Genomic DNA, 21,754 nt, shown 5'->3' on the forward strand with positions numbered 1-21,754 from the left:
TCGCCTTAAATGGATGCGCTCCGGCTTTTGGGACTCAAACTCTCCGCCCACGTTGGCACCACCGCCGACGAGCGGCGGCGGGGAGCCCTTCTGGAAATCGACTGCGAGCTTTTTTTCCCCTTCGCCCCGGCGGCGGCCAAAGATGAGCTTAAAAAAACGGCCGATTACAGTCGGGTTTATTTGGTAATCTTGAAGGAGATGGAAAAAGAGTTCCATCTCCTGGAAACCGCCGCCTCACGGCTGGCCGAAAAACTGGGAAAGGAGTTTTCGGTCAAAAAAACGGTGGTGCGCGTGCGCAAACTTTCACCCCCCGGGTTGTACCGGCTTCCCGTGGTGGAGGTGGAAGCTCATTGGCCCAAAAACTGAAGTAAAATGGCTGAAAAAACGAAAGTTGAAGTTTATCTGATTTTGGGGTCCAATCTGGGGAACCGGCTGGGAAATCTCATCGGCGCCGTCGGCCGTTTAAAAAAGCTGACCGCCGCCCCCCTTTCCGTCTCCTCCGTTTATGAAACCGAGCCGGTGGAGGTCACGGGCGGGCCGTTTTACAATCTTGCCGTCAGCTTCAAAACTTCCCTTGGCGCAGACGAGCTTCTGGAAAAACTTCTGGAAATCGAGAAAAGCTTCGGGCGGGTGCGCAAAACCGGCAAAGTTCTCCCCCGCACGCTGGATATCGATATTCTTTTTTACGGAAGCGAGCGAATAAAGGGGCCTCTTTTGGAAATTCCCCATCCACGGATGGCTTCCCGCGGATTCGTTTTGATTCCCCTGGCGGAAATTGCCCCTGCCTTCCGCCACCCGGTTCTGGGAAAAACCGTTTCCCAGCTTTTGGAAGAAGGGGGCTTTGGCACCGGGGTGCGCTGGGTGGGAAAACTGGAAGAACTTTTGCGGCTGGAGAAGGTGCGGGAATGAAGGAAAAACCGAGCCGCACCCGCCCGACTTATTTGGCGGTGGAGGGACCGATCGGGGCGGGCAAGACCTCCTTGGTCAAACTTTTGGCGGAACGGCTCGGCTACCGCGCCGTTTTGGAGGAGGCGGACGAAAACCCCTTCCTTTCCGAGTTCTACCGCGCTCCGCGGAAGTCCGCCTTTCAGGCCCAGCTTTTTTTTCTTCTCTCCCGTTGGCGGCAGCAGGTGGAATTGTCCGAGCCGGACTTGTTTGCGCCAGGGGTGATTTTCGACTACATCCTTCCCAAGGACCGTCTTTTTGCCGAACTGGTACTTTCGGAAAAAGAGTTGTATTTGTATCAAAAACTGGAGGAGGGTTTGGCCAAGGCAGCCCGCCGGCCGGATTTGGTGATTTACCTAGAGGCCTCCTTTCCGGTTTTGTGGAAACGGATAAAAATGCGCGACCGGGCGTACGAAAAAAACATGGCGCCGGAGTATCTGGAGAAAGTGGTGGACAAATACCGTCAGTTCTTTTTCGATTACCGGGATACCCCCCTTTTGGTGGTCAACACGGACAAGCTGGATTTTGTCGCCAATCCTTCCGATTTTGCCCTGCTGGTCCGGGAAATCGAAAAACCCCCCTTCGGCACCCGTTACTGGCGGCCGGATTTCACCGACGGGACCCCCTTGATGGAGCAAAAAGAAAAATAATATTTTTCATCCCAAATTAGATTCGGCGCTTATCTTTGTAGCCCATGATGAAACGATTATTCATTGCTTTGGTACTGCTCGTTATTCCCGGCTGTCTTTGGGCCGATAGCCGGATGGTTTTCCGCGAAGCGGTCTGGGGAGGCGCCCGCAAGGATACGATAGTGGTCTGGCAAACGAATCTTTTCCGGCTTAATTCCGCCCGCATCACCCGTAGCTATGCCCGTAAAACCGGAAGTTTTGCCGACACCTCGGAGCTCGTTCCCAACTACACGGACAGCGTATACTATCTGATGGGGAATTTCGAGACCTGTTTTGCCCGCTCGCTAGCCGCCGATTCCGTCTTCCGGGCCCGCCGGGGGGTCTTGCGTCTTGCCGGCGGCACTCTGCAGGAAAAAAAATTAACCGATAAACGGCGGATTGCCGACACGGCCTGCGTTCACCGGCAATGGGTATGGGAGGGTTGTTCACTCGACTCGGCCGGAAAAACGATCGGCACGGTTGATTTGGAGTTCGATTTCTGGCTAGCAGAAAAAGGATTTAACGGAAAGGCCGACGTGGAGTTCTACGACCAGTTCCGGATGAAAAACTACCGGGGGCTGCGGATATTCGAAGGGATTGAGGCGGGGCGGATTTCCAATCTGCTTGGCATCTGGCTGGTGGAGTTTGAAAAAAAGGCCGCCGCGGAGAAGATTTTTCCGCTGGAGATGAAACTCACTCTCAAGCGCAAGTTGCCCAAGGGCGTAAAGGAATATGTTTATTCCCGACAGGCCATGCAGCTGTCGGCGGAGCAACGAAGCATTTCGGAGTTCAAAATTCCCAACGGGTACAAGCGGATAGCCGCCCCGGAATCCCGTTCGGCCGGAAAAAAGAGAAGGAAATGAGCCCGGCCGACAAAATCACCGTCAAAAGCTTCCGGGAATTCAAAAAGCGGGGAGAGCCAATTGTGGTTCTGACCGCGTATGATTACCAGACAGCCAAGATTTTGGATGCTGTAGGGGTGGATGCCCTTTTGGTCGGCGATTCCGCCAACATGGTTTTCTACGGCCAGCCGAACACCCTCTCCATCACGCTGGAGCAGATGCTCTACCATACGCAGGCGGTCAGCCGGGCGGCGGCGCGAGCCTTGGTTATCGGAGACATGCCCTTTCTGTCCTTCCAAATCTCTCCGGCCGAGGCGGTGGCGAACGCCGGGCGGTTCTTGAAGGAGGCCGGCGCGGCGGCCGTCAAACTGGAAGGGGGGGTGGAACTGGCTCCCACAGTAAAACATTTGGTGGAGGTGGGCATTCCGGTGATGGGGCATATCGGTCTGGCCCCACAGGCCGTGCATAAAATGGGGGGGTACGTGGTACAGGGGAAAAACGAAAAATCGGTGGCCTATCTTTTGGAAAGCGCCCAGGTGCTCGAGGAAGCGGGAGCGTTTTCGCTCGTAGTGGAGGGGGTGGCGGCCGAGGCCGCCCGCAAAATCACGCGCTCCGTTTCCATCCCGACCATCGGCATCGGCGCGGGGCCCGACTGCGACGGGCAGGTTCTGGTCACTTCCGATTTATTGGGCATCTTTTCCGATTTCAAGCCGAAATTCGTCCGGCGCTACGCCAATTTGTCGGAGGAAATCAAAAAGGCAGTCTCCACCTTCATTTCCGACGTCAAACACCACCGTTTTCCCACCGAAGAAGAAAGTTATTAATGCGGCAAGTCCCCACCGTCCTGCGGATGCAGGCGCTTAGCCGGAGCTGGCGGAAAAAGGGGCTTACCGTCGGACTCGTGCCGACGATGGGATATTTGCACGAGGGACATCTTTCGCTCATTAAAAGAGCGAGCCAAGATTGCGACCGGGTGATTGTTTCCGTCTTTGTCAATCCCCTGCAGTTCGGCCCCACGGAGGATTTTGCGCGCTACCCGCGGGATATGAAGCGGGATCGAGCCCTTTGCTTGAAAGCAGGCGTGGATGCCTTGTTCATCCCTTCTGCAAAAGAGATGTATCCCGCCGGTTTTCAGACCTCCATAGAAGTCGAGAAGTTGTCCCAAGGACTGGAGGGGGCGGCGCGCCCCGGCCATTTTCGCGGCGTGGCTACTGTTGTTGCCAAGCTTTTCAACGCTTGTTTGCCGGACGTCGCATATTTCGGTCAAAAGGATTACCAGCAGTCCGCCGTCATTAAGCAAATGGTTTTTGACTTGAATTTTCCCGTAAAAATTGTAGTTTGCCCCACCGTCCGCGAGTCGTCCGGCCTGGCGGCTTCCTCCCGCAACAGGTACTTGAGCGAGATCGAGCGCCGGGAGGCGGCGGTTTTGCACCGGGCCCTCGAGCGGGGGGCGGAAAAATGGAAAGCCAAATTTCCCCCGGAGGAAGTTTTGCGAATCGTGCAAGATTACATACGAAGTCATTCGAATTTTGAAGTGGAATATGTGGAGGCCTCCGACCCGAAAACGCTATTGCCCGTGCGGGAGTCGGGCCGTCCGGCAGTGCTATCGTTAGCCGCCCGGTCGGGGAAAGTTCGCTTGATTGACAATGTCTTGGTGGGAGCAAAGCTCTACTGAAAGGATGCAATGCTGATTGAGGTTTTGAAGTCGAAAATTCACCGCGCCCGGGTTACCGAGGCCAATTTGCAATACGCCGGCAGCATCACCATTGACGAAAAATTGATGGAAGCAGCTAATCTTCAGACCGGAGAAAAAGTGCAGGTGGTCAATTTGCACAACGGAGAGCGGTTTGAAACCTATGTCATTAAAGGGAAGAAAAACTCCGGCGTCATTTGTTTGAACGGCCCCGCCGCCCGGCTGGGACAGGTGGGGGATTTGGTTATCATACTCTCCTATGCCCAAATGAGCCCCGAGGAAGCCAAAAAGTTTCATCCCAAGATTGTCCAAATCAACGAAAAAAACCGGCTTAAATAACACGGCCGCCGTCATTCTGGCCGCCGGAAAGGGAAAGCGGATGCGCTCCCCCCTCCCTAAAGTGCTCCATCGACTTTTGGGCCGTCCGCTTGTTTGCTGGGTGGTGGAAGCGGCGCAAAAAGCCGGAATTAAGAAAATCATCGTTGTTGTCGGCTTCAAGGGGGAGAAAGTCAAAAAAGCCCTGAAGGGTTACACGGTGGAATTCGTCTGGCAAAAATCGCAGCTCGGCACGGGGCACGCCGTGCGGATGGCTTACCCCAAGCTCAAAAATTTTCGCGGCACCCTGTTGGTTCTGGCCGGGGACGTGCCGGCCATTAAGCCGCAAACGATTCGCCACTTTATCGACTTTCACAAACGACAAAAGGCCTTGGCCTCCGTTCTGACCGCCCGCTGGCCGGACCCCACCGGCTACGGCCGCATCGTTCGTTCTAAAAGAGGGGATGTTTTGCGCATCGTGGAGCACAAAGACGCCACGCCCGAGGAACGGAAAATCCGCGAAGTGAACACCGGCACCCTGGTCTTCCGCGTCCCGCCATTTTTTAAACTTTTATCCCGAATCAAAAACCAAAATACCCAGAAGGAATACTATTTAACGGACGTGATAACCGTCTTGAACCGGCAGAAAAAGAAAGTCGCCGCACTGCTTTTGAAAAACCTAATCGAAGCGCAGGGGGTGAATTCGCGCGAGGAGCTGCAGCGTTTAGAGAACGCTTTTAATCAGCGTCTATGGAGATAAAATGGACTGGGCAGAAACTCTGAGAAGTCAAATCTCAATACTTGCAGGACAATACGCTGAGAAGTATGACATATCTCATCTGGTGACACCTAGTGGCGTTGTTATTTTCAAAGAAGACTTGGACAATGGTCTTAATGGCAACTTCATCGAGGCATCTTATAAAACAATCTTGAATGACGAGAATTGGAAAAAAAGATTGCAGAAACCGCATCCGCATTTTGAAAGTGATTCAAATATCCGTGAATTAGATTCTTGCACCAGTTCTGATGCTCTTCTTATGAATATTTTCTGCTTTCCCGATGTTATTGAGGAGAGATTACTTGGAAAACTTTTAGGAATTACCGGTTTTCAACAGCCCGAGTTTGGTTATGAACCCGGGGTTATGAAAAATGGAAGCCGCGACAAAACCGAGATTGACATGAAAATAGGTAAAGTCATTTTCGAATCTAAGCTGACCGAAAATAACTTTACCGATAAAGAGAAACATGTGGTTGAGCGCTATGATAACTTTCATAAGGTTTTTAATTCTGCGGATCTTTTTCAAGACGAGTCAAACTATAAAAACTACCAATTGATTAGAAACGTATTAGCTGCGTTTGAGAACGGCTTTTCTTTTTACCTCTTGTGCGATGCAAGGAGACCGGACTTGGTTAGAGAATTTTACTTTACGGTTAGATGTGTTAGAGACCAAAATCTAAGATCTAGGTGCTGCATAATTTTTTGGCAGGAAATTGCCGATTCTGTTAACCTGAACCTTCGGTTTTTTTTAAAGGAGAAGTATGGGTTGTAGATCAGGTTCAGCCCAGGGGCTTCCTTCCTGGGGTTTTTCTAAAAATGGACATTCCAATTGAACTGAAAGGTTTCCTCGACAAAGATTCAAAGCTCAGATCCTGGCCTTCGAGAAAGCACCGGGAGAAACAGCTTTTGGCCCTGGAATTTCTAGTCGTCAAGTTTGAGCCAGGCCGGGAATATTCGGAGAAAGAAGTAAACGAAATACTAAATCAAAATCACACCTTCGGAGACCCGGCCCTGCTCCGGCGAGAGCTTTATATGAAAAAATTGCTCGACCGCACTCCCGATGGGAGCCGCTATTGGCTGCAGGAAAAAATTGGCTCCGTTTAGGGCTTGACAGCAGCCTGAAGGAAGGGAATATTAACCTTCGAATGAAAAAGATTGGGCGGCTGACGAAACTGAACACCCTCCTCGTGGCGGGGATTCTCTATTTTTCGGCACCGCTTATCGCCGATGAAAAATCCAAAGAAATTGCCTGGCAGGACTACGCCAAGGCCACGGCCGAAGCAAAGAAAGCGAACAAACCGGTTCTAATCGATTTCTGGCGGCCGGGCTGAAAGTGGTGCGCGCGGATGGAGGAGTCGACCTACGTCGCTTCCAAAGTCATCCGCCTCCAAGACCAGTTGGTCTTTGCGAAAGTAAACGGACGGGAGGATACAGCGCTGGCGCGTCAGTACGGAATCGCCGGCTATCCCACCATTATCCTGCTGGCCTCCACCGGTGAAGAAATCGACCGGCTGTGGGGTTACTTCCCGCCGGATAGTTTCCATCAAACCATCACCAATTATATGGCGGGCGTGGGGACTTTGCCGTCTCTGGAAAAGCAGTTGGCCAAAGAACCGGAAAATATCGGCCTGATGATGCACGTTGCCGAAAAATACGCCAGCCGCAGTCAATTTGAAAAATCCGTCGAACTCTACAAACGGGTGGTCGCCATGGACCGCGAAAACAAAAGCGGCAAAGTTCCGGAGGCCATCTACAATGCCGGGGATGCCCTGTCCCGCGGTAAGAAATTTATGATAGCCAAACAATACTTTCAAACGCTCGTGGAGAAGTATCCCGCTTCGGAACTATATAACGACGCCTTGGTGGAGATCCCGTACCAGTACGAGCAAGCGGGAGATACGACGAGTGCCTTGAAGGGCTACCAACAACTGCTCAAAGACCACCCCACCCACCCGGACTCGACTTGGCTGCGGAAACGGATCGAAAAGTTCAGTACGCCCGCCAAGGAAACCGATAAGTAACGGTCTCCATCGCCTTCTCCACCTACAATATGATTGCCCCCGGACAAGGAAAGGGCGGGTTTTTTTCTTTCGCCTCATTGCCGACCGGCTTGGTCGGTTATTAAAAAACACCTCAAAAAGGCTTGACAAACAGCCGATATCTATGATAGATTAGTAACGGATTCAATGGATAAAGTGAGTCCATTGAAAGAAAGCATGGCGACGGCCCGGCCAACCGGGCCGTGTCCAAAGGGCTTGACGATGAACACGACTCCTTCAGAAATCATCCGGCCGCAAACGCGTCCCGCCTCCCCCGCTCCCGCCCGGGCGCCCAACCATGCAGGTCCCCGCAAAGGGGTATGACGGATGGACGCTGACCCGAAATCGGGGCATTTTGAAGTCCGATTCGAATCAATCGGGGGGCTTGGGGCCCACGCCGCCGCCCAGGTTCTGGCTACAGCCGCCGTTTTGCGCCTCGGGTTAAACGGCGCAGCCTTCTCCTCCTACGGCTCGGAAAAGAAGGGCTCGCCGGTCCGCTCCTTTGTCCGTCTTTGCCCGGCCGAGTTGCCCATTCGAACAAGCGCCCCAGTGGAATCGCCGGACGTCGTCGTTGTCTTTCACGCCGCCCTTTTGGCCAACCCGGCCACATTTTCCGGGCTTAAAGCCAAGGGTACGCTGATCATCAACGCGCCACCGGCACCCCTCCCGATGTCGCTGTCCGCGCTGCCCCGCACGGCGCGCGTCGTGCGGGTGGATGCACTGGCCATTGCCGTCGAGGAAAAATCCCGCCCCAACGCCGTCCTTTTGGGAACGCTTTGCGCCGCCTTCCCCTTTTTGAATGCCCTCGCGGTGAAGGAAGCACTCTCTGAAGAGTTCGCTGGAAAGCATCCGGAGGCGGTCGCGTCGAACGAGCAGGCTTTTCAGCGCGGCGCGATGGAGTTTGAGATTGTCGAAAATATTGGCCGCGCCGAAGGAGACCTTCCGCCCGCGCGTTCAACCCCCGTGTGGGGCTATGAAACCGCCCCCATCGGGGGGTTCATCCCCACGGCGGGCAACACCATTTGGAATGACCTGTCGGCCTCCCGCACGGGGTGGATGCCAGTCCTCAACAAGGAGGCTTGCATCCACTGCGGGCTGTGCGATTTGGTCTGCCCCGATCTTTGCATGGTGTGGGGGGACGGAGAGCCCGACGGAGGATTCGAACGCAAGCTAATGGGGATTGATTACCATTATTGCAAGGGGTGTCTGCGCTGCGTGGAGTCCTGCCCAACCGGTGCCTTGAGCAAGCAGGCGGAGACGCCAGACCTGGCAGAGAAGCTCCGGGTCCCGCTCTTTCCGGAGATTATTGAGTGAGATGGTTATTATGAAAACTTCCATCAGTTCCCCTCGTTCCCGCTCAAAGGAAGCCAAAGCGGCGTCCCCCATACAGCAGAAAGCGGATTTTAGAAGCGGCAACGAAGCGGCCGCAATCGCCGCGCGCGACATCGGCTTCCACATAATGGGTTACTACCCGATTACTCCTTCCACCGAAATCGCCGAGAACCTCGCCAAGATGGGGGCGAACGGCGAGCATGAAATAACCATGATTGCCGGAGATGGCGAGCACGGCGCCGCCGGCATTTGCTACGGCGCGGCCTTGGGCGGGGGGCGCGTTTTGAACGCCACCAGCTCGCAGGGTTTGCTCTACTCCTTGGAGCAGCTGCCCGTGCAATCCGGAACGCGCGTGCCCATGGTTTTGAACCTTGCCTGCCGCACGGTCTCCGGGCCGCTCGACATCCGCGGCGACCATTCCGATCTCTATTTCGCGCTGAACACCGGTTGGATTGTGCTTTTGGCGCGCGATCCGCAGGCGGTCTACGATTTAAATTTCGCCGCCGTGAAAATCGGCGAGCATCCCCGGGTACGGCTGCCGGTTCTCGTGGCCTACGACGGTTTTTTCACCAGCCACCAGAAGCGGCGCATCCAGGTTTTTGACGACCCATCCGCCGTGAAGCAGTTCCTCGGAGAACCGCCGGTCTATCCCACGCCTCTCAATGTGGAGCACCCGGCCACATTCGGCCCCTATATGAACGACCCGGATTTGATTAACAACAAAATGCAGCTTTCGCTGGCGATGGAGGCTGCGCGGGAAGTAGTTCTCGAGGTATTCGCCGAATTGGAGAAACGGACCGGCCGACCGTACCCCGTCTTGGACAGCTATCGTATGGAAGATGCCGAAACCGCGGTTGTGCTGCTTAACTCCGCTGCCGAAACGGCCAAGGAGGCCGCCGACGGCTTGCGCGCAAAGAGGCAAAAAGTCGGTGTCCTCTCCCCCAACGTGTTGCGCCCCTTCCCAGCGGAGGATTTCCGCCGCGCGATGAAAAATGTCAGGGCGGCGACAATCGGTGACCGGGCTGATTCTTACGGCGCCGGGGGGGGCAACCTGTCGCTCGAAGTCCGCGCAGCACTCCAGAACGACCCCAAGAATAAAACGCTGGTGCTTTCGCGCATCTACGGGCTGGGCGGCAAGGATTTCTACGGCGCCGATGCCGTTACTTTTTTCGAGGAAGCGCGCACGGCCGCGGTTGCGGGTAGAGTTGAAAAGCCGTTTGCCTACCATGGTGTCACGCCGGGCACAAGAGGGAGCGGCCCGAAGCCCGGCCTGCCGCCGATACCGGTCACCGACGTATCGCGCGGGATGGCTAAGGTCACCAAAGACGAGACAACAGGCCTCTTAAAGGTGGAACTCGAACCGATGTGGAAGATGACCGAAATTCCGAGCCGAATTGCCCCCGGACACGGCGCGTGCCCGGGCTGCGGAATCTTCCCGACACTCCATCAAGTTTATCGCGTACTGGAGGGAGACCTCGTGGTGCTTTTCCAGACCGGCTGCGCAATGGTGGTGACCACGGGTTATCCGTCCACGGCCCATCGCATCAACTACGTGCACAACCTTTTTCAGAACGGCGCGGCCACTCTTTCCGGCCTTGTGGAGATGTACCACGAGCGGGTGCGGCGGGGAGAATTGCCCGCTGCAAATGAGCCCACGTTTGTGATGGTAACGGGGGACGGCGGGATGGACATTGGCATCGGCCCGGCGCTCGGCGCGGCCCACCGCAATCATCGCATGATGATTTTGGAATACGACAACCAGGGATATATGAACACCGGCGCGCAGCTTTCCTACTCCACGCCGCTCGGCCACCGCACTTCCACCAGCGAGGTCGGTTCCAAGCAGCCGGGAAAACTCTACCACCACAAGGACACGGCCCAGATTTTCGCCGCCTGCCACCTGTCTTTCGTTTTCACGGCGAGCGAAGGATACCCCGAGGATTTGATGCGCAAGGTAGCCAAAGCGCAGTGGTACGCCAAGCGGGAAGGGTTGGTGTACGGCAAGATTCTGTCCTTCTGCCCGCTCAACTGGCGCACCGTGGACGATGGCGCCGAGGCGGTCTTGCAGGCGGCCATCGACTGCTGCTTTTTCCCGCTTTACGAAGTGGAGCGCGGGCGTACGACGATTACCTACGACCCGGACGCCATGGGGCGCCGCCGCCCGGTGGGCGACTGGCTTGGGCTGATGGGGAAAACCAAGCATTTGCTCACGCCCAAGAACGCGGCGCTGGTCAAAGAACTCCAAGAGGAAGTGGACCGGCGCTGGCGGCGGCTTAAGGCGATGCACGAGCATCCCCTATTGTAGAAGAGCGGAAAGTGGCGAAGATTCTCGAAACCCGCAAGCTAACACCGGTCACGAAGTATTTTCTGCTTGATGCCCCCCTCATCGCCGCCGCGGCCCAGCCAGGCCAGTTCGTGATGGTCCGCATCCGCGAAGGCGGGGAGCGCATCCCTATTACGATTGCCGACTATGACCGCGAGGCAGGAGCGCTCGCCATCGTGGTGCAGGAGGCTGGCGCGACCACCAAGCGCCTCTGCGCCTTGGAAGCCGGCCAAGAAATTCTCGACTTGGCAGGGCCCCTGGGTTCCCCGGTTGAAATCCCGGAAAGTGGACATATTTGCGGCGTAGGGGGCGGCTTTGGAACCGCCGCGCTCCTCTGTTTGCTGCGGGAATGCATCCGCCGCGGGCATCCGACCACGGCCTTAGTCGGCGCCCGGACAAAAGAATTGCTGATTTTCGTTGACGAACTCAAACAGGTATGCACAAATGTCGAGGTCTGCACGGACGACGGCTCGGCCGGTTTCAAGGGGTTTGTCTCGCAACGTCTGGAGCAACTCATTAAAGGTGAGACTCCGGGGCGACCCGACTTCGTCGTGGCCATCGGCCCGATGGCGATGATGCGGGCCGTTGCCGAAGTTACGCGCGGGCCAATGGTGAAAACGTTGGTCTCCATGGACCCATTGATGGTGGATGGCACCGGCATGTGCGGCGGCTGCCGCGTCACCGTAGCAGGGGAGCCGAAATTCGCTTGCGTGGATGGCCCTTGCTTGGACGGGCACGAAGTGGACTTCGAGGAGGCGATGCGCCGCAATAAAATGTATGTGCGGGAAGAAAAACTCGCCTTGGAGCGCATCGCCTGCGCCGCTGGGAAGGAAAGTTAATCATGCCGGTCAAACGCGCTGACAAAACCTCGATGCCCCAACGCGAAGCCCAAGCGCGCGCCCGGGATTTCCTGGAGGTCAACAAAGGATACACCCCTTACCATGCCGCTTTCGAAGCGGAGCGCTGCCTGCGCTGCCAGAATCCGGTCTGCGTGGAGGGCTGCCCGGTGCGGGTCCCGATTCCCGAATTTATGCACGCCGTCGCGACGGGCAATATGCAGGAGGCGGCCAAGATTTTGCGCACGGCTAACCCCCTCCCCGCCATCTGTGGGCGGGTCTGCCCGCAGGAATCGCAGTGCGAAGCGGAATGCCACTTGGCGAAGCGCTTCGAGCCGGTCGGCATCGGCTACTTGGAACGTTTCGTAGCGGATTGGGAACGGGCCCAGCCGCCTGCCGTTACGGCCAACATCACGCGCAAGGAGAAGGTCGCCATTGTTGGCTCCGGCCCTTCGGGGCTGGTTTGCGCCGGGGAGCTGGCGCGGCTGGGCTATCCCGTGACCATTTACGAAGCGCTGCACGCCCCGGGCGGGGTGTTGCGCTATGGTATCCCGGAGTTCCGGCTGCCGAAGGAGATTCTGGACTGGGAAATAGGCATTTTGAAGCAGATGGGTGTGGAAATCAATTGTAATGTTGTCATTGGGAAGACCCTGACCTTGGACGACCTTTTCGGCCGCCTCGGTTTTTCCGCCGTTTTCATCGGCACCGGCGCGGGGCTGCCCCAGTTCCTCAAAATCCCCGGCGAAAATTTGAATGGCGTTTTCTCCGCCAACGAGTATCTGACCCGCATTAATCTGATGCGTGCCTTTCAATTTCCGGAGGCCGACACTCCTCTGCGGGTTGGGGAGCGGGTGGCGGTGATCGGCGCCGGGAACACAGCGATGGACGCCGTGCGCAGCGCGCTGCGCATGGGGGCAAAAAAGGGGATGATTGTCTACCGACGCAGCGAAAAGGAGATGAGCGCCCGTGTGGAAGAATATCACCACGCGCTTGAAGAAGGGGTGGAGTTTCACTGGCTTTGCAATCCGGTTGAAGTGCTGGGAGACGAAAGCGGCTGGGTCACCGGACTAAAATGTCAGAAGATGAAACTGGGCGAGCCGGATTCGTCCGGCCGCGCCCGGCCGGTTCCAATCGCGGGGAGTGAGTTCGTTCTGCCCGTGGACAATGTAGTTCTGGCGATCGGCACCACGCCGAATCCCTTGCTCGTGAAAACAACCCCCGGGCTGGGAACGACCAAGCGGGGGTGTTTGGTGGCCGAAGAATCGACCGGTCTTACCACGCGTCCCCACGTCTATGCGGGGGGGGATGCCGTGACGGGGGCTGCCACGGTGATTTTGGCTGCCGGCGCGGGCAAGCGGGCCGCGGCGGCCATCCACCGCGATCTGTCATCGAACAATGGGTCTTTGGATGTAAACAAAACAAGGAGGCCAAAATGAAAATCGGAATCCTCGGTTCCACCTGCGTGGGGCAATCCCTTGGACATGGTTTTGTCGAGCATGGACACGAAGTAAAAATCGGCACCCGCCATCCAGAAAAAACAGAAGTCCCCAACTGGCTGGCCGAACAGCCGCGCGCCTCCATCGGAAGTTTTGCCGAGGCGGCCGCTTTTGGCGAGCTCGTCGTTTTGGCCACGGACTGGGACGAAACAGAGGAGGCCACTAAACAATCCGGCCCCAAAAGTTTTTCCGGCAAGGTGATCCTTGACCTCTCTAATCCGCTCGATTCTGTCACCAGCAAACGTTGGAAGCGATCGGAACAACCCGATTCGGGCGGCGAGCGGCTACAGCGCCGGCTGCCGGACGCCCGGGTGGTCGGAGCCTTCAACCCGACCGGCAACGCACATATTTTCCATCCAAATTTTGAAGAGGGGCAGCCGGAGCTGTTTATCTGCGGCAACGACGCGGCGGCTAAAAAGGAAGTGGCCGGACTGTTGGCCGATTTCGGCTGGCCGGTCGTCGATTTGGGCCCTATCGAGGCCTCCCGCTATTTAGAGCCGTTGGCGATGGGCTGGGTCACCCATGGGCTCAACGGACGCTGCAGCCGGCGTTTTTGCGCCCGAAGCCACTGCGCCTATCTGCCCTTTTGCCTGGAAGCAAACCGTTCACAAGGACAAACAGCCCAAATGTAAAAACGGAAAAAATAAAGCGGAGAGACTGGGATTCGAACCCAGGAGGGTGCTTTTGAAACACCCTACACGCTCTCCAGGCGTGCTCCTTCAACCACTCGGACATCTCTCCGGTTTCAGGGAGAAAATAAACCTTTGTCGCGGAAAAATCAAAGAACCGTAGGGGCGTATTGCAATACGCCCCTACCAATAAAAAAAACCGGCCCGCAAGGGCCGGTTTTTGCTTTCCCCTCTCTGGCCGCTACCGGAAATACCGGTTCAATTCCTCCTTCGTCAGGTTTTCTTTGCCGTCTTCTGCAATCTCCACGGTCACTTTCCCAGCGTCAAAGCTTACTTCTTTTCCCAAGGCCGTATATTTACCGAATTCCGGCTTCACTTTTAACATCGCAAAATAGGCCGGGGAGAAGGGTTTGATTTTCACGACGGGCTTTTTGTCGTCCCGGTCCGCCTCTACCCATTTCTCGTCCTTCCGGTAGAAGGTTTTTCCGCCGGGGGTGGCCACATTCGCCCGGCCCCGCTGGTCAATTACGCCAAGCGCTTTTTCTTCTTCCGGCGCAAGTTTGACCCGTGAAGTGGCAATCTCCTTCCGGATGGCGGACTTTTTGGCATGGGCGACCGCCCGCTCGCCAGAACTTTGCAAACTCAACTCCCGCGCCGCCGGTGCGAAGTGGTCGCGCGCCTGCGCCAAGGGCATTGCCGGATCCACTTTCACCAGAAATGAAGTGAACTCGTTGATGATGCCGTATTTTTTCGACAGTGTTACGATTTCATCCACCACTTCCGGCGACTGGCCGGAAAGCCGCACCTGGTCAATCAAATGCCCCACCCGGCGGGTGGCCCAGATTTTGGGTATCGATTTCTCCCAGCCGTTCTGCACCGCAAAATCGGCAGGGAACTCGAATACCGTCCGTTCTCCATTCAGTTCACCGGCCAATGTAACGGAGGTTCTATGCGGGCCATTGAATTTTCCCACCACCACCAACTGCGACCCGGCAAAAAGGTCCGGCAGGTCGTTGGGATAAGTGGCAAAAGCCCGAACGGAACCGAAATCTAGTTTCAAATTCGCCAAAACCGGCGCGGAGATTTTCTTGTAAAAGCTGGAAACCTTGACCTCGATGTTCTCGGACGGAACCACATAGTCCGAAGCGCCGGAGTTTTGCTCCGCCAGCTTGTCCAAAAGATGGGTGTTTACGTCATAACCCACGCCGAAGTCAAAGATTTTTACTCGGGCATCGTTAACCCGTTTGGCCATCGCCAGAATCTCCTCGACGTTTGTAACGCCAACCGTGGGCAATCCGTCGGTCAGAAAAATCGCATAGTTGAGCCGTCCGCGCGAAAGCTGGTTCAGCCCGGTTTCCAACGCCCCGGCGATGTTGGTACCACCCTCGGCGTCGATTTGCTCCACAAACCGCTCTGCGTCTCGAAGATTGGCGTGCGTGGCCGGTTTCATCCCTTCGGCAAAGAGTCGCACCTGGTCGTCAAAATCGACAATGTTGAACCGGTCCCCCGGATTCAAACTCCGCAGGCAGAAAAGCAACGCATCCCTGGCCTGTTTCATTTTGTCACCGCGCATACTGCCGGAGCTGTCCAAAATGAAAATGATATCCTTGGTCAAGGTTTTGGTGGTGGCCGGTTTGACCTCCGGGGAAATCAAGGCCATAAAGTAGTTTTCCCCGTCCTGCTGGTCGGTCAAAAGGGAGAAAGCAATATCCTTCGGGCTGACGGCATAGTACAGAACAAAATCGCCGCCCGCTTCCCTGGCGTTGTCCCCCCAGCTTATTTTGGCCGATTTTTCGCCGCTCCGTTCGATTTTGACTTCGTGGGAAGGGGAGTAGATGTTTTTCAAAGCAACGCCGGAGTTCAATTGCATATCCAAACTGACATTATTGACGCCGGTTTGCACCATTTCCTCCCGGCCGAAGTTGTACTTGTATTCAAAAAGTCCGGCAAACGGTTTCAAAACCTGGCTGTAGGAAAGCTTGATTTTGGCCTCCCCGTTGGCCGGAATCGGAAAGATGCGCGCCCGGAAAAGCCCGCAGCCGGCGAACTCCAAAAGCGCCGGGTCGTTCATCTGCCGGATGATTCCCTCATAAATCCGCCGGGCCTCGTTCGCCTCCAAAACCTCTCCCGGCACTTCCTCGCCGTTCACATACAGGTAAAATTTGGAAATGGAGGCTCCTTCTGGTATGGGAAAGAGATAGGTTCCTTCCAGCATCCGCGGAAAACTGTTTTGATACACCTGCTCCACGGTGGTGGTTGCCAATTGCCCAGTGATTTTCACCTTCACGTCGTAATCTTTGATGGAAAGGTAGTGCGGGAAGGGCAGGGGCGTTGGTATGGGCCTTGGCGGTGGAACGATTACGATTCGGGCTTGGGACTGGACGAAGGCGGCTATTAAAAACGCGGCGGTCAGGAAGAGCTTTTTCATAGTTTCTCCTTTCTCTACTCCAAATACTCGAAGGAGAAACTTTTATTCCCGGCTATTTTTTCAGCTTTTTCAACTCGGCCTGAATAGCCACCAACCACCGACGGTTGGTCTTGGAGAGGTCGGTTTTCAGAAAGTCATCTAAACGCCCGTTTGCCTTTTCCCAATCCTTCTGGTTGAGCGAAAAGCGGTAAAGCTGCACGTAGTGTTGAGCCAGAAAAATATAGAGCGACTCTCTCTCCGTTCTGGAAAGTTCACCTTTTAGCTCTTTTTCCTTCTCGGCAATTATCTGTCGAATGTCGGAAACCAGTTGGGCCGTATCGACGGCTGGCATGGTCATAAAGGGTTTTGCCGTTGAGGGGGCTTTAGGAACTGCCTTTTCTTGTGAAGTGGCAACTTCCTTTTGGATTTTTGCTTTTCTGGCAACAGTATCTAAAAGGGAATCTTCTTGTTCGGGCTGCCCGCCGCCTCTTATACCCTCATTAGGCTTCCAGCTCCCTACCCCCACTTGCACTTTAAGCAAGTCTGTTACATTCCGAATTGGTAACTTTGAAATGTCATTTGTCAATGTATCAGCTTCCTTTTGGGTTTCCTCTTTTTTCCCCGTCGTGTTCGCAAGCGAATCGTCCGAAATTGATTTTCTGCCTCCTCTGATGTGTGTCTGACCCTCGCTTTGTGACACACCCGCCTGAACTTTCAAGAGGCCCTCGGTGTTCCGAATCGGGAGTTTTTCGATTTCCTCCGCCGCAACTTTCACCTGCGAAGTGGCAACCTCTTTCCGAATTTCTGCTTTCTTTCCGGCCGTTACTACAACCGTATCCCCTTTAACGGCTTCATCCCTCTCTGCAAACGCAGCTAAAGTCGGCTCTTCCTTCGATTTCTGTTCTTCTGGGGCGGCTAACACTCTTCCGAGCGGAGCCGATGCCGCCGGCGCGTTCGCCATCGGTTTTAGGGTAAGCGTGTCAATGGCCATTTTAGGCGCAGACAGATACGGCCCCTTTTTATCAACAAGCCCGGTCTTCTTGCCTTGCTCTATGGCCCGGAACTCTGATTCATCTTTTGCCGGTAGTTGAACCGAATCGACTTTTCCTTCAACAACCGGCTTTTCGGACTCAAAAACCGGAGGCCGGAACGTCTGTTTCTTCCATTGGTCCAAACTGATAAAGGTCAAAAGAAGGATAACCGCCACGCTGCCGGCTATTGCCAGCTTGCGGGTGGTGGGTTGAAAAAAGCTCTTGAGTGTCTCCAGCCAGCCCGGCCAAGTTTTCTGTTTTTCACGGATGGTCAGTTTGTTCTGCACCCGATTGGCAAAATTCTCCCAATACGCCTCGGAAAGCTGGGGCACCGGAATTTTCTTGGCGGCCTGTTCCACCCGGGCAAATTCCTCCAACTTGGCCGTGCAGGCCTCGCAGGTTTTCAAATGCTCTTCCAACTTGGCCCGCTTGTCCTCGGCCAGTGCCCCGTCCAGATAGGCGGAAAGCCATTCAAAATTACACTTCATCGGCCGCCTCCTTTTTGGTCAGGGCCTGCGCCAGCTTTTGCCTTGCCCGCGAAAGACGGGAAAGAACCGTCCCCAAGGGGATTTCCAGTGTTTTGGCAATCTCCTCGCAGCTTTGGTTTTCGTAAAACTTCAAAACCACCACCGCCTTGTATTCCGGTGAAAGCCGGTCGATTTCCGCTTCCAGCTTGCTTAAGGTCTTTTCCTCCGCCGTGGAAATGGATTCCGGGAAAATCCCCTGATTTTCCAGCATCTGTTCCCAGTTTTCCGTGCGGCTTTCGTACAAAGTCAGCTTTTGCCGGCGGTGGTAATTAATCGAAAGGTTCATACAAATCCGGTAGATATAGGTGTAAAACGGATAATTCTCCTTAAATCGTCCGAGCGCCTGGTAGGTGCGGATAAAGGTTTCTTGGGCCAAGTCATCGGCGGCATCCTTGTCCTTGGTCATTCGATACGCCAGATAGAAAATTCTTTTTTGGTAGCGAACCACCAACTGCCGAAAGGCATTCTCATTTCCGGCTTTGGCCTTGACAACCAGTTCGCTGTCCGCAGCGTTCTCCATCGGCATATATAATACCATCGGAAGATAGTTTTATTCCAGGTTTCAGCAAATAGGGTGCATTCACAAGCCCCAATCCGGCAACGACTTATGTTTTAAGCGGCACAATTTGACCACACGCATTGACATCTTTTTTCAGATTATCGATAATGTTTGGGTATGCGTTTCCCATTGAACTTCTTCAAGGAGAAAAAATAATGAAAAGACCATCCACTCGAATTTGGAAGTTGACAGCTGCCTCCCTCATACTTGCCAGTTCGCTCGTATGGGCACACGGCGACCCGGTTTCCACCATCAATGAAGACGACATCATCCGCCATATCAGGGTCCTGGCTTCTGATTCTCTCGAAGGCCGCCGCTCCGGCGAGCCGGGCTGTGCCAAAGCCGCCAACTACATCGAGTCCGAATTCAAACGGATCGGTCTTTTGCCCGGCGGAGTCAGCGGCACCTATCGCCAATCCTTTGATGTGGTTGCCGCCTCCGAACTCGGGGAGAAGAACTATTTGAAAATCGACGGTCAAGATTTACCCATCCGCGAGAAATGGATGCCCTTGTCCTATACCCAGACCGGCGAGGCCAAAGGAAAGCTTGTTTTTGCTGGATTCGGGATAACGGCATCCGACTTCGGGTACGACGACTACACTGGGTTGGATGTAAAAGGGAAAATCGTTTTGGTTATGAAATACGGGCCGGAAGGGGAAGATCCACAAAACCGCTACAACCGCTATTTCGCGCTCCGCTACAAAGCGATGAATGCCCGCGAGCACGGCGCTTTGGGCGTGCTCGTGGTCGCCACAGAGGACACCTTCAAATACGATGCCGTCTCCCGGCTGCGCCACGACTGGGCGCCGGGGGATGCCGGCATTTTGGTAGCAGGGATTGATTTGGCGGCCGCCAATTCCATCGTCGAAAAGGGAGGGAAGGGAGCTCTGGACAAAATCGCCATCGGCATTGCCCACAGTTCCAAACCGAATTCGTTTGAGCTGCCAATCGAAGTGGAATTTGCCACGGCCGTCAAAAAACGGCTGACCAAAACGGACAACGTCATCGGCATGCTTCCCGGCAACGACCCCAAGGTGGGGAGCGAGGTGGTGGTAATCGGCGCGCACTACGACCATTTAGGCAAAGGGGGGCCGGAGAGCTTGTCCCCCAAGGAGGAAGGGGAAGTCCATCACGGTGCCGATGACAACGCCTCCGGAACGGCCGGGCTTCTGGAACTGGCGGAGGCGTTTGCCGCTCAAAAGAACTTCTTGAAACGCACCGTTTGTTTCACCGCCTTCTCCGGCGAGGAAGAAGGGACCTTGGGCTCCAGCTATTTCACCAAAAACCCGACCTTTCCGTTTGAAAAAATCACGGCGATGGTCAATATGGATATGATTGGCAGGATGAAAGATTCTACAATCATTGTTCAAGGCGCCGGCACCTCCCCGATCTGGAAGGAATTGGTTGGCGAGGTGAACAAAGAGATTGGTTTGAAAGTCAAATTCACCGACGACGGCTACGGCCCTTCCGATCATTCCCCCTTTTACGCCAAGGAAAAACCGGTTTTGTTTTTCTTCTCCGGCACGCACACCGATTACCACAAACCGTCGGACACCTGGGATAAAATCAATACGGTCGGAGAGAAGCAGATTTTGCAGTTGGCCTACCGCACCGTTGACAAAATTCAGGGCTTGGACGCGGCACCAACGTACGTTCGCACCAAAGGGGACAGCACCCGCATGGGCGGGGGAAGCGGGGAACTGCGGGCCTATTTGGGTACCATCCCGGATTATTCGGAAGAACTGGTCGGCGTCAAGCTCTCCGGTGTGCGGGAGGGTTCGCCGGCGGAAAAGGCCGGCATCAAAGGGGGTGATGTCATCGTCCGCTTCGGCGCCAAGGAAATCCGCAATATCTACGACTATACCTATGCCTTGGGAGCCCACAAACCAGGGGAAACCGTCGCCATCGGTCTTATGCGGGACGGCAAACCGCTCACCGTTTCAGTTCTTCTCGAGCGGCGAAGATAACTCCCTATTGTTCAAATAAAAAAACCGGAGCGCATTTCTGCGCCCCGCTAAAATCCCAGTGAAATTCGATTACTGCTTTTTCTGCTCTGGCTTCGGCTCCGGGTAGCGGGTGGTGGCGAAAACGTCCACTCGCAGTTCCACTTTGTCACTGACTTTCATTAACACGAACTGAGGGCGCTCCACCTTGAAATCGGACAAAAGAATCGTCGTGCCGACGTCGATGTGCAGCAAATCACCCGGCAGCCGGGCTTGGGTCGCCTCGCTTTCCTTTAGGTAAGTAACAGTGCCGGAAACGGTAACCGGCTTGGTAACGCCGTGGATGGTCAGTTCCCCCTGGGCCTCGATTTCCGCCGGCTGGCCGTCCGCCAGCTGCTTCGGGCTGGCTTTGGTCACCTTTACGATTTTGAAGGTCGCCTTCGGGAAGCTGTCCGTATGCAGATACCCTTCGCGCATATGCTGGTCCCGCATGTCGATACCGGTCTTCACCGTGGTCAAATCCACTTCGAACTGCCCGGAGGCGGAGCCGGCGTCCGCCAAATCGACTTCCACTGTACCGTCAATCTGGCCGGTTTTTCCCTCGATGGTTTCGAGGGGCGCTTTGGAGATAAATTTGATGACGTTCCGCCCGTCCCGCCCGGAAAGCAAAAACTTCACCGGCGCGGCAGCGGTCAACTGAAAGAGAAATAGAACGGCGATTAGGATTGATGCAACCCGACGCATTACGGCTCCTTTGGTTTGAGTGTTTGGTCTTATTTCCCGCATTTGAAAATGGATAACCGGCCAGGGGACCTATTGGTTCCCGTTGGTTTTGGTTTTCGACCGGACCCGCTCCGCCCGCAGGGCCCATTTTTGGGCCTTTTCAGTTTGCTTGATGGATTCGTAGAACCGGGAGATACCTTCCAATTTGGAAACCAACGCCGGATCCTGGGGTCCGGAATTTTTCTCCATGGCGGCGATCATCCGCTCATATAGGGAATCCAATCCTTCATATTTTTTCTGGCTTTTCCGGGTTTCCGCAAGATTATCCAGGGTTTTGACAACCGCCGGATCGTCGGGGCCCATATTTTTTTCCCGAAGTGCGAGTGCGCTTTGAAAAAGGCTCTCCGCCCGGGTGAATTTCCCCTGCAGATGGCAAAAGGTTCCCTGGCTGTTCAGGTAATTTGCCGTTTCCAAAGGATAGAGGTTTTTGAATCGCGCAAGCATGGTTGCCGCCCGCTGGGTAAGCGACTCGGCGGCCGCGTATTTTTCCTGCCGGGCCAGGATATAAACGAGGTTGTCCAGTGCCTGCCGCGCCGCCGGGCTGTGCGGGCCGGCCGTTTTTTCCCGGATGGATAGCGATTGACGGCAGAGGGATTCGGCGGGGATGT

The 21,754-nt window shown here is 55.2% G+C and carries 23 protein-coding genes and 1 tRNA gene; 18 read left to right on the forward strand and 6 right to left on the reverse strand.

What is annotated here, in order from left to right; all coding sequences use genetic code 11:
- The first annotated feature begins 9 nt into the window (after window positions 1-9).
- The 17 genes from VNL73_11195 (at window position 10) to VNL73_11275 (ending at window position 13,899) form a co-directional block, all read left to right on the forward strand.
- Window positions 10-366 (forward strand): dihydroneopterin aldolase, encoded by a 357-nt coding sequence (locus tag VNL73_11195; GenBank protein ID HXF49973.1) that lies wholly within the window; start codon window positions 10-12, stop codon window positions 364-366.
- Between the two features lie 6 nt (window positions 367-372).
- Window positions 373-909, forward strand: a complete 537-nt coding sequence (gene folK / locus VNL73_11200) for a 2-amino-4-hydroxy-6-hydroxymethyldihydropteridine diphosphokinase (protein HXF49974.1) — start codon at window positions 373-375, stop codon at window positions 907-909.
- Complete coding sequence (locus tag VNL73_11205; GenBank protein ID HXF49975.1) at window positions 906-1,595, forward strand: deoxynucleoside kinase; 690 nt, start codon at window positions 906-908, stop codon at window positions 1,593-1,595. The genes folK and VNL73_11205 overlap by 4 nt, the downstream gene beginning before the upstream one ends.
- 44 nt (window positions 1,596-1,639) lie before the next feature.
- Complete coding sequence (locus VNL73_11210) at window positions 1,640-2,476, forward strand: hypothetical protein (protein ID HXF49976.1); 837 nt, start codon at window positions 1,640-1,642, stop codon at window positions 2,474-2,476.
- Complete coding sequence (gene panB, locus VNL73_11215) at window positions 2,473-3,279, forward strand: 3-methyl-2-oxobutanoate hydroxymethyltransferase (protein ID HXF49977.1); 807 nt, start codon at window positions 2,473-2,475, stop codon at window positions 3,277-3,279. Before VNL73_11210 ends, panB begins: the two co-directional genes overlap by 4 nt.
- A complete protein-coding gene (panC, locus tag VNL73_11220) occupies window positions 3,279-4,130 on the forward strand; it encodes a pantoate--beta-alanine ligase (GenBank protein HXF49978.1) in 852 nt (283 codons plus the stop codon). Before panB ends, panC begins: the two co-directional genes overlap by 1 nt.
- Before the next feature lie 9 nt (window positions 4,131-4,139).
- Window positions 4,140-4,487, forward strand: a complete 348-nt coding sequence (gene panD / locus VNL73_11225; GenBank protein HXF49979.1) for an aspartate 1-decarboxylase — start codon at window positions 4,140-4,142, stop codon at window positions 4,485-4,487.
- Window positions 4,453-5,223 (forward strand): NTP transferase domain-containing protein, encoded by a 771-nt coding sequence (locus VNL73_11230; GenBank protein HXF49980.1) that lies wholly within the window; start codon window positions 4,453-4,455, stop codon window positions 5,221-5,223. The genes panD and VNL73_11230 overlap by 35 nt, the downstream gene beginning before the upstream one ends.
- Window position 5,224: 1 nt before the next feature.
- The gene (locus VNL73_11235) at window positions 5,225-6,013 is read left to right on the forward strand and encodes a hypothetical protein (protein ID HXF49981.1); all 789 of its coding nucleotides are present in this window, start codon (window positions 5,225-5,227) and stop codon (window positions 6,011-6,013) included.
- A 44-nt stretch (window positions 6,014-6,057) separates the two neighbouring features.
- Window positions 6,058-6,345 carry a DUF2087 domain-containing protein gene (locus tag VNL73_11240; protein HXF49982.1) on the forward strand — a complete coding sequence of 96 codons (288 nt, stop codon included), beginning with the start codon at window positions 6,058-6,060 and terminating at the stop codon, window positions 6,343-6,345.
- A gap of 41 nt (window positions 6,346-6,386) precedes the next feature.
- On the forward strand, window positions 6,387-6,572 hold the full coding sequence (locus VNL73_11245) for a hypothetical protein (GenBank protein HXF49983.1): 186 nt from the start codon (window positions 6,387-6,389) through the stop codon (window positions 6,570-6,572).
- A gap of 15 nt (window positions 6,573-6,587) precedes the next feature.
- Entirely contained in the window at window positions 6,588-7,262 is a 675-nt protein-coding gene (locus VNL73_11250; GenBank protein ID HXF49984.1) for a tetratricopeptide repeat protein, read from the forward strand.
- 345 nt (window positions 7,263-7,607) lie between these two features.
- Window positions 7,608-8,594: a 2-oxoacid:acceptor oxidoreductase family protein gene (locus tag VNL73_11255; GenBank protein HXF49985.1), complete on the forward strand. Its 987-nt coding sequence runs from the start codon at window positions 7,608-7,610 to the stop codon at window positions 8,592-8,594.
- A 10-nt stretch (window positions 8,595-8,604) separates the two neighbouring features.
- Entirely contained in the window at window positions 8,605-10,917 is a 2,313-nt protein-coding gene (locus tag VNL73_11260; protein ID HXF49986.1) for a thiamine pyrophosphate-dependent enzyme, read from the forward strand.
- Window positions 10,918-10,928: 11 nt separating this feature from the next.
- Window positions 10,929-11,774: a sulfide/dihydroorotate dehydrogenase-like FAD/NAD-binding protein gene (locus tag VNL73_11265; GenBank protein ID HXF49987.1), complete on the forward strand. Its 846-nt coding sequence runs from the start codon at window positions 10,929-10,931 to the stop codon at window positions 11,772-11,774.
- A 2-nt stretch (window positions 11,775-11,776) separates the two neighbouring features.
- Window positions 11,777-13,207, forward strand: coding sequence for an NADPH-dependent glutamate synthase (gene gltA, locus VNL73_11270; protein HXF49988.1), 1,431 nt, complete (start codon window positions 11,777-11,779; stop codon window positions 13,205-13,207).
- Complete coding sequence (locus tag VNL73_11275; protein HXF49989.1) at window positions 13,204-13,899, forward strand: NAD(P)-binding domain-containing protein; 696 nt, start codon at window positions 13,204-13,206, stop codon at window positions 13,897-13,899. The genes gltA and VNL73_11275 overlap by 4 nt, the downstream gene beginning before the upstream one ends.
- A 17-nt stretch (window positions 13,900-13,916) precedes the next feature.
- On the opposite strand, the gene VNL73_11280 is transcribed toward VNL73_11275, so the two are convergent.
- From VNL73_11280 to VNL73_11295, 4 genes are all read right to left on the reverse strand, one after another.
- Window positions 13,917-14,008: transfer RNA gene (locus VNL73_11280), tRNA-Ser, on the reverse strand.
- A 129-nt stretch (window positions 14,009-14,137) separates the two neighbouring features.
- Window positions 14,138-16,324 (reverse strand): VIT domain-containing protein, encoded by a 2,187-nt coding sequence (locus tag VNL73_11285; GenBank protein ID HXF49990.1) that lies wholly within the window; start codon window positions 16,322-16,324, stop codon window positions 14,138-14,140.
- A 52-nt stretch (window positions 16,325-16,376) separates the two neighbouring features.
- The gene (locus VNL73_11290) at window positions 16,377-17,621 is read right to left on the reverse strand and encodes a hypothetical protein (protein HXF49991.1); all 1,245 of its coding nucleotides are present in this window, start codon (window positions 17,619-17,621) and stop codon (window positions 16,377-16,379) included.
- A gap of 190 nt (window positions 17,622-17,811) precedes the next feature.
- Window positions 17,812-18,387, reverse strand: a complete 576-nt coding sequence (locus VNL73_11295) for a sigma-70 family RNA polymerase sigma factor (protein ID HXF49992.1) — start codon at window positions 18,385-18,387, stop codon at window positions 17,812-17,814.
- 188 nt (window positions 18,388-18,575) lie between these two features.
- Between VNL73_11295 and VNL73_11300 the strand changes: the two genes are divergently transcribed.
- Window positions 18,576-20,387, forward strand: a complete 1,812-nt coding sequence (locus tag VNL73_11300) for a M20/M25/M40 family metallo-hydrolase (GenBank protein HXF49993.1) — start codon at window positions 18,576-18,578, stop codon at window positions 20,385-20,387.
- A gap of 69 nt (window positions 20,388-20,456) precedes the next feature.
- On the opposite strand, the gene VNL73_11305 is transcribed toward VNL73_11300, so the two are convergent.
- Window positions 20,457-21,107 (reverse strand): YceI family protein, encoded by a 651-nt coding sequence (locus tag VNL73_11305; protein HXF49994.1) that lies wholly within the window; start codon window positions 21,105-21,107, stop codon window positions 20,457-20,459.
- Window positions 21,108-21,176: 69 nt separating this feature from the next.
- The coding region (locus VNL73_11310) for a tetratricopeptide repeat protein (protein ID HXF49995.1) at window positions 21,177-21,754 on the reverse strand (578 nt) is incomplete at its 5' end.

It is taken from the genome of Verrucomicrobiia bacterium, from assembly GCA_035574275.1.
In the GTDB taxonomy this organism is placed as follows: Bacteria; Zixibacteria; MSB-5A5; order DSPP01; family DSPP01; genus DSPP01.